This window comes from Gordonia phosphorivorans, from assembly GCF_042432625.1.
In the GTDB taxonomy this organism is placed as follows: domain Bacteria; phylum Actinomycetota; class Actinomycetes; order Mycobacteriales; family Mycobacteriaceae; genus Gordonia; species Gordonia phosphorivorans.
Window position 1 is genome coordinate 127,236 of record NZ_JBHLWV010000016.1, and the last position, 13,152, is coordinate 140,387.

The following is a 13,152-nucleotide window of genomic DNA, read 5'->3' on the forward strand; positions in this document are numbered from 1 at the left end:
GAAGCGTGAAACTGGATACCCGCCTGCCGCATCCGGGCCCCCGGGTTCCGATCCTCGGCGACGTCTTCGGCGCCGACCGCGATCGCCCGACGCAGCACGAGATGGCGCTGGCCGCCGAACTCGGCCCGATCTTCGAACGCAAACTCCTCGACACGCACCTGGTGTTGGTGGCCGGCGGCGAGCTGGCCGGGCAGTGCAACGACGAGGACCGGTGGGCGCGCGCCCTGGCCGGGCCCACCCTGAAGTTCCGCGGCATCGTTGGGGCCGGGCTGTTCACCGCCAAGACCTCCGATCCGCTGTGGGGGCAGGCCCGCCGCATCCTCGATCCCGGGTTCGCCCAGTCGGCGCTGCGGCTCTACCACGCGGCCATGCAGTCGGTGGCCGACGACCTGATCGCGCACTGGGACGGGCGCGAGCGGGTGGACGTGCACGAGGCCATGACCAACGCGACGCTGGAGGTGATCGCCCGGGCCGGTTTCTCCCGCAACCTGGGCCTGTTCACCGACGGCGGGGCCGACCCGCAGGTGCAGACCATGCTGACCGCGCTCGACCAGGTGCTGTCGTGGGCGTCGGAATCCTCCAACGACCTGCCCGTCGTCGGGCAGGTCCGCGGCTTTCTGCAGCAGCGCGCGTTCGCCGCGAACCTGGCGCAGACCCGCGCCTACATCGACGCCATCGTCGCCGACCGAGTCAGCGGCGCGGAGGTCGGCGGGGACGACCTGCTGGGTCTGATGCTCGACACCGTCGACCCCGAGACCGGTGCGAAGCTCCCGCTGGACAACGTCCGCGACCAGGTGCTCACGTTCCTGGTGGCCGGGCACGAGACCACCGCGGCCCTGCTGGAGGTGACCCTCTGGTATCTCGCGGCGCGCCCGGACCTGGCCCAGCGGGTGGTCGACGAGGGGCGTTCCCGCGGCTTCGACTACTCGGGGGTCGCCGGCATGCGCACCACCCGGAACGTCCTGAACGAGTCCCTGCGGCTGTGGCCTCCGGTGCCCGGCATGTTCCGCGTCGCACGCACCGATCAGCAGCTCGGCGGCTACGACATCCCCGCCGGGCACGCGGTGTTCGTGCTGACCTTGGCGGCTCAGCGCGACGCGCAGGTCTGGGGGCCGACCGCCGACCGCTTCGATCCGGACCGCTGGGACGCCAAGGCGCTGCGCCGATATCCCGACCGGTACTTCACCCCGTTCGGGACCGGTCCGCGCTCGTGCATCGGGCGCGCCTTCGCCATGCAGGAGTCGGCGCTGCTGATCTCGAAGATCTGCGACGCCTTCGTCCTCGACCACGTCGACGAGGTGGGCGACGAACCGGTGATGCGCGAACGCGGCACCCTGCGACCGGCACCGTTCTCGGTGGCGATCGCCCCGCGCCCGGGGGCTAGCGTGCCGACGCCGCCGACAGGCTGAGCAGCCGCGCCCCGGCCGTACCGGCGGCGACGGCGTGCTGGTGTGTCACCAGGATCACGAGCCGGTCCGGACCGAACAGCGCGCCCTCGCCGGAGGCGCAGATGCGCTCCACCATGACCCGCGCGTCCTCGATGTCCAGGTGTTCGGCGGGCTCGTCGAGCAGCACCACCGGCGCCGGGTGCAGCAGCGCCCGCGCCAGCAGCAGGCGGCGGCGTTGCCCGCCCGACAGCGCCGAACCGCCACCGGTCAAGTCGGTGTCCAACCCCTCCGGCAGCCCCTGCACCCACTCGGACAGGCCCACGTCCTCCAGCGCCGCCCGCACCTGCTCCTCGGTGGCATCACCGCGGGCCACCAGCAGATTCTCGCGCACCGACGTGGAAAACAGGTGCGCCTCCTCCGCGAAGTAGCAGGCGCTCTCGCGCAATCCGGCCGACGGGCCGTCGGCGTGCACCGCCCGCGCCTGGCCGCCGAGCGGCTCGAGCAGCCCGGCCAGCGTCAGCAGCAACGACGACTTGCCGACGCCGCTCGGCCCCACCACCACCAGGCGGTCGCCCGGATTCAACTCCAGCGTCAGGCCGCCGGGCGGACCCAGCGGGCGCTCCCAGCCCCACTGCAGTTCCCGCAGCCGCAGCCCGGTGGGCGTCGGATCGATCACCGGGTCCACGGTTTCGTCGGTCCCCGCGGTGGCGGCGCCGTCGACCAGGCCCATCACCCGGCGAGCGGCCTGTCGACCGCGCTGCCAGGCGATGCCGGCCTCGGTGAGCGGACCGGTCATCTCGAACGACGACAGCGGCAGCAGCACCAGGATGCCGAACAGCATCGGGGTGAAGCGGGTGTCCTGCGAGGACACGTTCATCAGCGAACCGCTCACGCCGGTGGCCAGGTCCACGGCGATCAACGCCGCCGCGACCACGCTCGCGCCCAGCGCCAGCGGCGTCGCCGAGGTGCCGGCCACCTGCCAGGCCGCGCCGGAGTCGGTGGCCTTGGCTGCGCGCACATCGGCGGCCCGCAGGTCGTCGAGGATCGCCCGGCGGCGTCCGGCGACCGTCAGTTCCGGACCGTGCCAGAGCAGGGTGGTCGATTCGGCGGCCACCTCCTCGCGCGCTCGGGCACTGCGATCGAGGACCAGCGCCGCACCGCGGGCGGCCAGCCACGGCGCCAGACCGCCGCTGATCAGCAGTGCGATCGCCAGGATCAGCGCGGCCAGCGGCGAGACCATCGCCATGATCACGACGGCGGCCACCGAGGTGACCGCTCCGACGGCCATCGGGATCAGGCCTCGGATCAGGGCGTTGCCGATGTCGTCGACGTCGTCGGCGGTCCGGGCCAACAGCTGCGACTGCCGCAGGCTCACCGAATACGCCGGTGCGCCGCCAGCCAGCGCGCGATAGATCTTGGTCCGCGCCGAGGCCATGGCGCCCAGGGCGGTGTCGTGGGTGGCGAGCCGCTCCAGGTAGCGGAACAGGGCGCGGGAGATGCCCAGGGCCCGCACCCCGGTGACCGCCACCGAGAGGTACAGCACCGGCGGCATCTGCCAGGCCCGGGTGATCAACCACGCCGACAGCGCGGCCAGGCCGAGGGCCGACAGGGCCCCGGCCACCCCGAAGAACACCGAGACCGCGAGCGGCCGGGTTCCCAGGCCCACGAACCGAAGTGCCCGCACCAGCGGATCACGCGACACCGGCGACTCCTTCCAATTCCACGATCACATCGGCCCCGCCGACGGCCACCGCATGGTGGGCCACCATCACCACGGTGGCGCCCGCCCGGGCCCGCGCGGCGATGGCCGCGAGCACCGCGTCCTCGCTGTCCGCGTCGAGGTGGGCGGTCGGCTCGTCGAGCAGCAGCAGCGGTGCCGGCGCGGCCAGCACGCGGGCCAACGCCAACCGCTGACGCTGACCGGCCGACATGCCGACGCCGCCGGCACCGAGCGGGGTGTCGTAGCCGTCGGGCATCTCGGCCAGGACGGCGTCGAAGCCGCTGGCCCGGCAGGCCGCCGCCAGGTCGGCCGGGTCGGCCGATCCGAACAGTTCCAGGTTGGCGCGCACCGTGCCGGGCACCACCACCGGCTGCTGCGGCAGCCACGCGATCTGCGACCGATACGCGTCCAGGTCCAGGTCGTCGAGGGGAACACCGGCCACCGTCACCGACCCGGTGTCCGGCCGCAACAGACCCAGCAGCACCGCGATCACCGACGACTTGCCGCTGCCGTTGGGTCCGGTCAGGACGTTGACCTGGCCCGGCTGCAGCACGGCGGTGAGATCGTGCGGGGCCCACCCGTCCCGGTCGTGCACGCCGATCCCGGTCACCGCGATCTCCGCGCCCGCCAATGCGACGGCCGCCGTGCCCCGGCCGTCGCTGCGCTGTGCGGCGGCGTCGTCCGGCGCCTCGATGAAGGCCAGGATCTCCCGGGAGGCCGTCATGCCGTCCTCGGAGTTGTGGAACTGGGCGCCCACCCGGCGCAGCGGCAGGTACGCCTCCGGCGCCAGGATCAGCGCGAGCACACCCGCGTACAGGCTCATGTCGCCGAAGACCAGCCGCAGACCGATGCTGACGGCCACCAGCGCGACGCTGAGCGTGGCGATCAGCTCCAGCGCGGTGCCGGACAGGAAGGCCACCCGCAGTGAACTCATGGTGCTCTTGCGCAGGTTCTGCCCGAGCTTGTCCACCCGGGCGGCCGGCGAATGCGCACGCCCCAGCGCACGCAGGGTGGGCAGACCGGTGAGCAGGTCCATGAGCTGCGCGGTGAGCGCGCTCATCGATTCGAGTTTGCGTTCGGTACGGTCGCGGGTCACCAAACCGATGAGCACCATGAACACCGGGATCAGCGGGATGGTGATGAAGATGATCACCGCGGAGGTGAAGTCGACCCACGCGATCACCACGACCACCACCGGCGTGATGATGATCGTCGCCAGCAGTGCGGGCAGGTACCCGGCGAAGTAGTCGACGAGACTGTCCAGACCGCGAAGCGCGACGGTCACCGCCCGCTCGCGCACGTTCAGCAGGGTGCGCGGCGAGGTGTGCACCGGGTCGGTGAGCCGATCCACGGCCTGCAGGCGCAGCTCGGCGATGGTGCTCAACGCCGCGCGGTGGGCGTAGCGCCCGGCCAGATAGTCCAGCGCCACCCGGGCGGCGAGCGCCACCGCCAGCACCCACAGGTGCGTGGCCTGCGCGCCGAAGGTGCGTTTGGCGGGGTCGGTGATCAGTTCCGCGAGCAGACCGGCCAGCGCCACCGCCGCCACCAGCATGGCGATCACGGTCGCCGCCTGGAAGACGGCGGTGAAGATCACGTACCACCGCGCCGACGGCGAGTACTTCAGCAGGCGTGGATCCAGCGGAGGGCGTCGCACCTCCGCTGGATCGATCGGGTCCGGCGCCGCTGGAAGGTCAGCCACGCCGGGCCGTCACTTGCGCTCGGCCGAGACGGTCTCCGGCGAGATCGACAGACCCGCCGCCTGCTCGGGCACGTCCTCGATCGCCATCCGCTTGCGGAAGACCCAGTAGCTCCATGCCTGGTATCCGATCACGACCGGCGTCATGAACACAGCCGCCCAGGTCATCACCACCAGGGTGTAATGGCTCGACGACGTGTTGTAGATGGTCAGCGTGTTCTCCCCGCCCAGCGTGGAGATCATCACGTTCGGGAACAGGCAGCTGAACAGCAGCGCCACCGTGCCCGCGATACCGATCGCGGTACCCAGGAACGCGATGCCCTCGCGGCGCAGTTGCGTCGCGATCACGGCCACCAGCACGCCCAGCGCGGCGACGACGACCAGCGCCCAGGTCCAGTCCTTGCCGTAGGACAGCTGCGTCCACACCAGGAAGGTGCCGCCGATGACCAGCGTGGCGATCGCCAACGCGGCGGCCATCTTGGTCGCGTCCTCGCGCATCTGTCCCTTGGTCTTGAGCGCGATGAAGATGGCGCCGTGCGTCAGGAAGATGGACAGGGTGGTCAGACCGCCGACCAGCGAGTACGGGTTGAGCAGGTTCCAGAACCCGCCGGTGTACACGTGGTTGGGGTCGCGGAACTCCACCGGCACACCGCGCAGCAGGTTGGCGAAGGCCACCCCCCACAGCAGTGCGGGCACCCACGAGCCGATCCCGATGCCGACATCGCACCAGCGACGCCACTTCACGTCGTTGATCTTGGGACGCCACTCGATGGCGCACACGCGGACGATCAGCGCCAGCAGGATCAGGAACAGCGGGATGTAGAAGCCCGAGAACATGGTGGCGTACCAGCCGCCGAACGCGGCGAACAGCGCGCCGCCGGCGGTGAGCAGCCACACCTCGTTGCCGTCCCACACCGGGCCGATGGTGTTGATGATCAGACGGCGACGCTTGTCGCCCTCGGCGCGAGCCTGCTCGGGCGTGAGGTCGCCGGTGGAGTGCCGACCCAGGAAGGGCATCAGCATGCCCACACCGAAGTCGAATCCTTCAAGGACGAAGTAGCCGACGAACAGGACCGCGATGACGCAGAACCAGAATGCTTCCAAACTCATTCGGACTTCTCCTTAGTACACGAAGGAGAGCTTGTCTTCGCTCTCTTCGTCCTCGGTCGGGGCGTCCGGGTCGACGGGTGCCGTCGGCCCTTCCAGCACGTATCGGCGTTGGAGGTAGAACCAGACCACACCCAGCGCGCCGTAGAGCAGCGTGAAGATGATGAGCGAGCTCAGCACCATGCCCGCCGAGTTGAACGAGACACCGTCTTGGACGGTCATCATCACCTTGAACGGATCGGCGTCCTCGGGGTTGGCCCAGTTCGGCACGACGACCCACGGCTGACGACCCATCTCCGTGAAGATCCAGCCCGAGGCGTTCGCCAGGAACGGCGTCGGGAGCATCCACAGGGCGAGACGACCGAACTTCTGCGGCACCTCGAAGCGCTTGCGCCGCAGCAGCCACAGGCCGCCGAACGCGACCACCACCGAGCCCAGCGCCCAGGTGATCATGGCGCGGAAGCTCCAGTAGGTGATGAACAGGTTGGGTGCGAAGTTCTGTCCCTCGGGGAAGTTGCTGTTCTCGGTCACCGACCGCGGCAGCTTGCCTTCGTCACGGGCCTTCTGGAAGGCCTCGGTGTACTGCTTCTGCAGGTCCTCCACACCCTGAACGGTGCTGTCGAAGGTGTGATCGGACAGGAACGAGAGCATGTTCGGGATCACGATGACGTGGTTGATGTGGTCGCAGTTGTTCTGCGTGCCGATACTGAGCACCGAGAAGCCGGCGCCCTCCTCGGTCTGGCACAGCGACTCGGCCGCGGCCATCTTCATCGGCTGCTGCTTGAACATCAGCTGCGCCTGCGCGTCGCCGGTGAGGAACAGTCCGATACCGGAGGCGATCGTCAACCACAGGGCGAACAGGGCCACCGGCCGCCACAGCGTCCGATTCTCGGTGAGCAGTTCCTCGCTGGTGGCGCCCAGCTGACTCGGTGCGGTGGTCACCGGGGCGGTGCCTGCGGTGAGCTTCTTGGCGCGAACGGTGTTGCGAGCCATCCAGTACAGGCAGATGATCGCGACCACGGTGGCGGCGGTGAGCCACGCACCGATGATGACGTGCGGGAAGGCCAGCAACGTCGTGTTGTTGGTCATCACCGCCCAGAAGTCGTTCATCTGCGGACGCTGCAGCTGCTCGTTCCACTCGACACCCACCGGATGCTGCATGAACGAGTTGGCGGCGATGATGAAGTAGCCCGAGGCGGTCACGCCGATGGCGACCAGCCAGATGCAGGCCAGGTGCACGCCCTTGCTCAGGCGGCCCCAACCGAAGAACCACAGGCCCAGGAAGGTCGATTCGAGGAAGAACGCGACCAGACCCTCCAGCGCCAGCGGGGCGCCGAAGACGTCCGCGACGAAGCGGCTGTACTGGCTCCAGTTCATGCCGAACTGGAATTCCTGCACGATGCCGGTCGCGACGCCGAGGGCGAAGTTGATCAGGAACAGCTTCCCGAAGAACTTCGTCGCGCGCAGCCATGCCTCGTTGCCGGTCTTGAGCCAGACCGTCTGCATGATGGCGATCATCGGTGCGAGACCGATGGTCAGCGGCACCAGGATGAAGTGGTACACGGTGGTGATACCGAACTGCCACCGTGATATGTCGACCACGTCCACGCGCGGCTCTCCCTTCAACGTCTGCGGACGGGACTGCCGTCCGTCGTACTACCTGCGGTAGTACATCGAGGCCAGGTTACGGCCACCTGAGCGGGCGGGCCAACAGCAACGGGACCTAGGTCCCAGGCGTGTGGGGCGATTCACAGGTCCTCACATCATCACCTCGGAACCCATGCTGCGCAGGAGTTTTGGGCAATCGATTACTAATCCGCGGAAACGGCTGCGTCGACCAATTCGGCGACCGGCAGTCCGTCCGACGCGGCAGCGGGCAGCGTCCGCCCGTCCAAGGTGTGCACGCGCGCGGCCAGCGTGATCGACGACAGCAGCCAGACTCCCCCGGCGCCGTGCAGATCGTCGACGGTCATCTCGACCTCCCGGGCGACGATCCCCCGGGTGCGCGCGAACTCGAACAGCGCCGCCTGCGTGGTCCCCGGCAGGATCGGTCCCGACCGGGGCGGCGTCCGGAGCTCACCGCCGACCTCGATCACCACGGTCGAGCGCGGCCCCTCCCACACGCGGCCGTCGGGCCCGGTGAAGACGGCGTCGTCGGCGCCGCGGTCGGCGGCGTACCGCAGCGCCGCCATGTTGCCCGCGTACGCCAAGGCCTTGGTGCCGGCCAGCAGCCACGGCGACTCCTGCGCCCGTGCTCCCCACCCGCGTTCGAGGGTGAGCACGGCGACCCCGTCGCGCCGCGCGGCCGCGACCCGCTCGGCCACCGGCCCCACCGTCAGGTAGCAGGTGGGGCCCGCCGCTGGCCGCGACTCGCGGCCCCGCGAATAACTGATCCGCAGCAGCCCCTCGGCCCGGCCCTCCCGCGCGGCCCATTCCCCCGCGGCCACCTCGACGGACCGGCGCAGACCCGCCCGATCGGGCTCCGGCAGCGCGAGGGCGGCGGCACCGTCGACCAGCCGGTCCAGGTGCGCGTCGATCAGCCGGGCGCGACCCGCGCGCACCAGCAGCGTCTCGAAGACGCCGTCCCCGCGCAGCGCGGCCAAGTCGTCGGCGAACAGCAACGGACGGTCCGGATCCAACACCCGTCCGTCACCGTTCACCAGCACGCTCATCCGACCGAGACTAGGCCATCGCGCCGCGGGCCCGTACCGGACATCGGGCCTTCCTCGTAGACTGCAGGCATGGCTAGTGCTGGCAGTGTCGCCCGTTCTCCGATCCTCCTGAGCCACCCCTCCGCGGTCCCGACCCCGGACGACGATCTCAGCCCGGGCGTCGCCTGGCACTACGGCGATCCGCTGGGCGAGCAACGTGCCGCCGAGCGCGGCGTCGTGGTGGTCGACCGCAGCGATCGCGCGGTGCTGGAACTGGCCGGCCCCGACCGCCTGACGTGGCTGCACACCATCGTCACCCAGGACGTGGCCGGGCTCCCCGACCGCACCGGCGCCGAGAGCCTGTCCCTGGACGGCAACGGACGCGTCGAAGACCACTTCGTGCTCGCCGATCTGGACCTGGTGACCTGGCTCGACACCGAGCACGCGCGCGGCGAGGCCCTGACCACCTACCTGACGCGGATGGTGTTCCGGTCCGACGTGACCGTCACCCCCCGCCCCGACATGGCGGTCCTGACGCTCATCGGCCCGGCCGCCCGCACCGGCGCACTCGCCGAGCTGCTCGAGATCCCGGCCGACGCCGCCGTGTACACCGCCGGAGACCTGCCCGAACGACACCACGAGGACGAACCGCTCGGCTTCTGGCGGATCATGCCGCCGACCGGCGAAGGTCGCACCCTGCCGGTGGTCGACGTGGTGGTCCCCGAGAGCGAACTGACCCAGTGGTGGACCGCGTTGACCGCGGCCGGGGCCACCGAAGCCGGCATGTGGACCGCCGAGGCGCTGCGCGTGGCCGCCCTGCGGCCCCGCCTGGGCGCCGACACCGACGACCGCACCATCGCGCACGAGGCCGACTGGATCGGCGGCCCCGCCGAGTTCGGCGCGGTCCATCTGGACAAGGGCTGCTACCGCGGCCAGGAGACGGTGGCCCGGGTGCACAACCTGGGCCGGCCGCCGCGCCGCCTCGTGCTTCTGCACCTGGACGGCAGCGCCGACACCCGCCCGGCCACCGGCGATCCGGTCCACGCGGACGGGCGCGCCGTGGGTCGGGTCGGGACCGTGGTCGACCACTACGAGTTGGGCCCCGTCGCGCTGGCACTGGTGCGCCGGGCGGTGCCCGTCGACGCCGAGCTCACCGTGGGCGACGGCACGGCCGCCCGTATCGAGGCCGATTACTACACCTCGGACGACTCGGTGCCCGCCGGCCGCGCCGCGGTGAACCGCCTGCGCGGACGCGACTGACACCCGCGAGGGAAAACCGCAGGTCACGCCCCCCCGGCGCGCGCATCACAGTGGCCCGACTACACATTCGCCAGAAGCGGGGTAGACTGTGCAGCAGGAATACAACTAACGAGAAGAACGGGGCCGCCACAAAGTGGCCGCCCCGTCATTGTGCGAGGGGGTCCCTAATGGGCCGTGGCCGGGCAAAAGCAAAGCAGACGAAGGTCGCTCGTCAGCTGAAGTACTCGACTCCGAACACAGACCTAGACAGCCTGCAACGCGAGCTGTCGGGCCACCAAGGTCAGTCCCGCAACCCAGTAGACGACTGGTCCGAAGAGGAGTGGCGGCGCGCCTGACGCGCCTGCTCCACCAAGCAGACGAACCCTGCATCACCGCGGATCCGCGTGATGCAGGGTTTTCTGCTACCCGCTGAACGGGACCCGCTGTCGTCCCGAGGTCGTCGTTCCTCTCCCCCGACGTACCGAAAGACCGAAGGCCGACGTCGGATGATTCTCCGACGCCGGCCTCCGGCTCAGCTCTGCGGCTACCCGATCAGAAGCGGGAGTAATCCCCCACCAGCTGGGCGCTGCCCGGCGCACCGGCCTCGTCGCCGCGGCTCACCGAGCCCAGGACCCAGTTGTCCACGTGGCGGGCGGTCAGGATGGCCTGCGCCCGGTCGGTGTCTTCCGGCGCGACGATGGCGACCATGCCGACGCCCATGTTGAAGGTGCGCTCCATCTCGGCGCGCTCGACGCGTCCGCGCTGCGCGATCATCGAGAAGATCGGCGCCGGGGTCCACGTGTCGCGGGCCAGTTCCGCGCTCAGGCCGGTCGGCAGCACGCGTGCCAGGTTCTCGGCCAGGCCGCCACCGGTCACGTGCGCGAAGGTGCGCACCTCGGTCTCCGCGGCAAGTGCCAGGCAGTCCTTCGCGTAGATGCGGGTGGGCTCGAGCATCTCCTCGCCGAGCGAGCGGCCGAACTCCTCCACGTGGCCGTGCAGGTCCATCCGACCCCACTCCAGCAGAACCTTGCGGGCCAGCGAGTAGCCGTTCGAATGCAGACCGGACGAACCCATCGCGATCACCACGTCGCCGGGACGCACGCGGTCCGGGCCCAGGACGTTCTCCGCCTCGACCACGCCGACGCCGGTCGCGGAGATGTCGTAGTGACCGTCCTCCATCAGGCCGGGGTGCTCGGCGGTCTCGCCGCCCAGCAGTGCACAGCCGGCGTCGAAGCAGCCGTCGGCGATGCCGCGGACGATGTCGGCGACCTTCTCCGGGATCACCTTGCCGATGGCGATGTAGTCCTGCAGGAACAGCGGCTCGGCGCCGCAGACCACGAGGTCGTCCACCACCATCGCGACCAGGTCGCGACCCACCGTGTGGTGGATGTCCATCGCCTGGGCGACGGCCAGCTTGGTGCCCACGCCGTCGCTGGAGGCGGCCAGGATCGGCTCGCGGTAGTCGCCCTTGAGCGCGAAGAGCCCGGCGAAGCCGCCGAGCCCGCCGACGACCTCGGGCCGCGTGGCGCGCTTGGCGTGCGGAGCGAACAACTCGATGGCGCGTTCACCGGCATCGATGTCCACACCGGCGGCCGCGTACGACGCTGCGGCTCCGCTGTCGAGGGGGTTGGCGGGGCCGTCGTTCATGGTCCAAGCACTCCTGGGTCGGTGAAGTTCATGCGGAGATCAGGCTACCGGAGCGGCCCGGCGGCGCTCACGGCCGCATGACCGCGCTGACATTGTCGTTCTCGGCGACAAGCGGATCGAGCACGTCACCCGACGCGTTCTTACGCATCGTCTCGAGGACCGCCTTGCCCATCGAGGTCTCCTTGGGGAGCTCGATCGGGTAGTGCCCGTCGAAGCATGCCGCGCACAGTGCCTCAGCGGATTGCTGGGTGGCCGCGACCATCTCGTCGACGCCGAGGTAGGCCAGCGAATCGGCGCCGATGGCCTGGCGCACGCCGTCGACCATCGCTTCCTCGGACTCCATGCCGTTGGCGATCAGCTCGGCGGGCGAGGCGAAGTCGATGCCGTAGAAGCAGGGCCACCGCACGGGCGCCGAGGCGATCCGCACGTGGACCTCGGCCGCGCCGGCCTCCCGGAGCATCCGGATCAGCGCGCGCTGGGTGTTGCCGCGGACGATGGAGTCGTCGACCACCACCAGCTTCCTGCCGCGGATCACCTCTTTGAGCGGGTTGAGCTTGAGCCGGATACCCAGCTGGCGAATGGTCTGGCTGGGCTGAATGAACGTGCGGCCCACGTAGGCGTTCTTCATCAGGCCCTGGCCGTAGGGGATGCCCGATTCCTGGGCGTAGCCGACGGCGGCGGGCGTGCCCGATTCGGGGACCGGGATCACCAGGTCGCCGTCGGCGGGGGCCTCCCGGGCCAGTCGGCGACCGATGTCCACGCGCGCCGAATGCACCGAACGGCCGTTGATCACGCTGTCCGGACGGGCGAGGTAGACGTATTCGAAGATGCAGCCCTTCGGGGTGGGCTCGGCGAACCGGCTGCTGCGGACACCGTCGGCGTCGATCGCGAGCAGTTCGCCGGGCTCGATATCGCGCACGAACGAGGCGCCGACGATGTCGAGCGCCGCGGTCTCCGAGGCCACCACCCAGCCGCGGTCCAGGCGGCCCAGGCACAGCGGCCGGATCCCGTACGGATCGCGCGCGGCGTACAGCGTGTTCTCGTCCTGGAAGGTCAGGCAGAACGCACCCCGCAGGGTCGGCAGCAGGTCGAGCGCGGCCTGCTCCAGGGTCTTGTCCGCGGCCCCGTGCGCGAGCAGGGCGCCCACCACGTCCGAGTCCGAGGTGGCGCCCTCGTTGCGGCCGTAGATGCCCAGTTCCCGGGCCCGCTCGGCCAGTTCGGCGGTGTTGACCAGGTTGCCGTTGTGCCCCAGCGCGACGCCGTTGCCCGCCGCGGTGTGGCGGAAGATCGGCTGCGAGTTCTCCCAGCTGGTGGAGCCGGTGGTGGAGTAGCGACAGTGCCCCACCGCGATGTGGCCGTGCATGGAGGCCAGGGTCTGTTCGTCGAACACCTGGCTCACCAGGCCCAGGTCCTTGAAGACGATGACCTGCGAGCCGTCGCCCACGGAGATGCCTGCGGCCTCCTGCCCGCGATGCTGCAGCGCGTACAGACCGTAATAGGTCAGTTTGGCGACGTCCTCGCCGGGCGCCCAGACACCGAAGACACCGCATTCTTCGCGCGGTTCGTTCTCCGGTTCGTCGAGGTCGGGGACCACAGGCGTGCTCAGGTCGGACGAGGGGACAGCAGGATCAGACACCTGGACGCTCCGATTTCGGGGAGGGCTGTGTTTCAGGAAGGGCTGGGACGGGCGTACGTAATGCAGAG

The 13,152-nt window shown here is 70.1% G+C and carries 10 protein-coding genes; 3 read left to right on the top strand and 7 right to left on the bottom strand.

Annotated features, from left to right (window positions below; genetic code table 11):
• The first annotated feature begins 5 nt into the window (after nt 1-5).
• Nucleotides 6-1,409, top strand: coding sequence for a cytochrome P450 (locus tag ACFFJD_RS06720; RefSeq protein ID WP_382362415.1), 1,404 nt, complete (start codon nt 6-8; stop codon nt 1,407-1,409).
• Here the strand turns inward: ACFFJD_RS06720 and cydC are convergent.
• From cydC to ACFFJD_RS06745, 5 genes are all read right to left on the bottom strand, one after another.
• Nucleotides 1,381-3,090: a thiol reductant ABC exporter subunit CydC gene (gene cydC, locus ACFFJD_RS06725; RefSeq protein ID WP_382362417.1), complete on the bottom strand. Its 1,710-nt coding sequence runs from the start codon at nt 3,088-3,090 to the stop codon at nt 1,381-1,383. The two genes, ACFFJD_RS06720 and cydC, sit on opposite strands and share 29 nt — an antisense overlap.
• Nucleotides 3,080-4,807, bottom strand: coding sequence for a thiol reductant ABC exporter subunit CydD (gene cydD / locus ACFFJD_RS06730; RefSeq protein WP_382362419.1), 1,728 nt, complete (start codon nt 4,805-4,807; stop codon nt 3,080-3,082). The genes cydC and cydD overlap by 11 nt, the downstream gene beginning before the upstream one ends.
• A gap of 9 nt (nt 4,808-4,816) precedes the next feature.
• Nucleotides 4,817-5,914 carry a cytochrome d ubiquinol oxidase subunit II gene (gene cydB, locus ACFFJD_RS06735; protein WP_382362421.1) on the bottom strand — a complete coding sequence of 366 codons (1,098 nt, stop codon included), beginning with the start codon at nt 5,912-5,914 and terminating at the stop codon, nt 4,817-4,819.
• A gap of 12 nt (nt 5,915-5,926) precedes the next feature.
• Nucleotides 5,927-7,519 (bottom strand): cytochrome ubiquinol oxidase subunit I, encoded by a 1,593-nt coding sequence (locus ACFFJD_RS06740; protein ID WP_382362423.1) that lies wholly within the window; start codon nt 7,517-7,519, stop codon nt 5,927-5,929.
• Between the two features lie 203 nt (nt 7,520-7,722).
• Complete coding sequence (locus ACFFJD_RS06745) at nt 7,723-8,583, bottom strand: aminodeoxychorismate lyase (protein ID WP_382362425.1); 861 nt, start codon at nt 8,581-8,583, stop codon at nt 7,723-7,725.
• Nucleotides 8,584-8,652: 69 nt separating this feature from the next.
• On the opposite strand from ACFFJD_RS06745, the gene ygfZ reads away from it, so the two are divergent.
• Both ygfZ and ACFFJD_RS06755 read left to right on the top strand, forming a co-directional pair.
• Entirely contained in the window at nt 8,653-9,822 is a 1,170-nt protein-coding gene (gene ygfZ / locus ACFFJD_RS06750) for a CAF17-like 4Fe-4S cluster assembly/insertion protein YgfZ (protein WP_382362427.1), read from the top strand.
• A gap of 167 nt (nt 9,823-9,989) precedes the next feature.
• Nucleotides 9,990-10,157, top strand: coding sequence for a DUF3073 domain-containing protein (locus ACFFJD_RS06755; protein WP_382362429.1), 168 nt, complete (start codon nt 9,990-9,992; stop codon nt 10,155-10,157).
• Between the two features lie 196 nt (nt 10,158-10,353).
• Here the strand turns inward: ACFFJD_RS06755 and purM are convergent, their stop codons facing one another.
• Both purM and purF read right to left on the bottom strand, forming a co-directional pair.
• Entirely contained in the window at nt 10,354-11,448 is a 1,095-nt protein-coding gene (gene purM, locus ACFFJD_RS06760; protein WP_382362431.1) for a phosphoribosylformylglycinamidine cyclo-ligase, read from the bottom strand.
• A gap of 67 nt (nt 11,449-11,515) precedes the next feature.
• Nucleotides 11,516-13,084: an amidophosphoribosyltransferase gene (gene purF / locus ACFFJD_RS06765; protein WP_382362433.1), complete on the bottom strand. Its 1,569-nt coding sequence runs from the start codon at nt 13,082-13,084 to the stop codon at nt 11,516-11,518.
• Nucleotides 13,085-13,152 lie beyond the last annotated feature (68 nt).

What these genes read in the sequence shown, in the direction of transcription:
- cydB (WP_382362421.1), bottom strand. Translation starts at nt 5,914, where the DNA reads ATGAGTTTGGAAGCATTCTGGTTCTGCGTCATCGCGGTCCTGTTCGTC.
- ACFFJD_RS06745 (WP_382362425.1), bottom strand. Translation starts at nt 8,583, where the DNA reads ATGAGCGTGCTGGTGAACGGTGACGGACGGGTGTTGGATCCGGACCGT.
- ygfZ (WP_382362427.1), top strand. Translation starts at nt 8,653, where the DNA reads ATGGCTAGTGCTGGCAGTGTCGCCCGTTCTCCGATCCTCCTGAGCCAC.
- ACFFJD_RS06755 (WP_382362429.1), top strand. Translation starts at nt 9,990, where the DNA reads ATGGGCCGTGGCCGGGCAAAAGCAAAGCAGACGAAGGTCGCTCGTCAG.
- purM (WP_382362431.1), bottom strand. Translation starts at nt 11,448, where the DNA reads ATGAACGACGGCCCCGCCAACCCCCTCGACAGCGGAGCCGCAGCGTCG.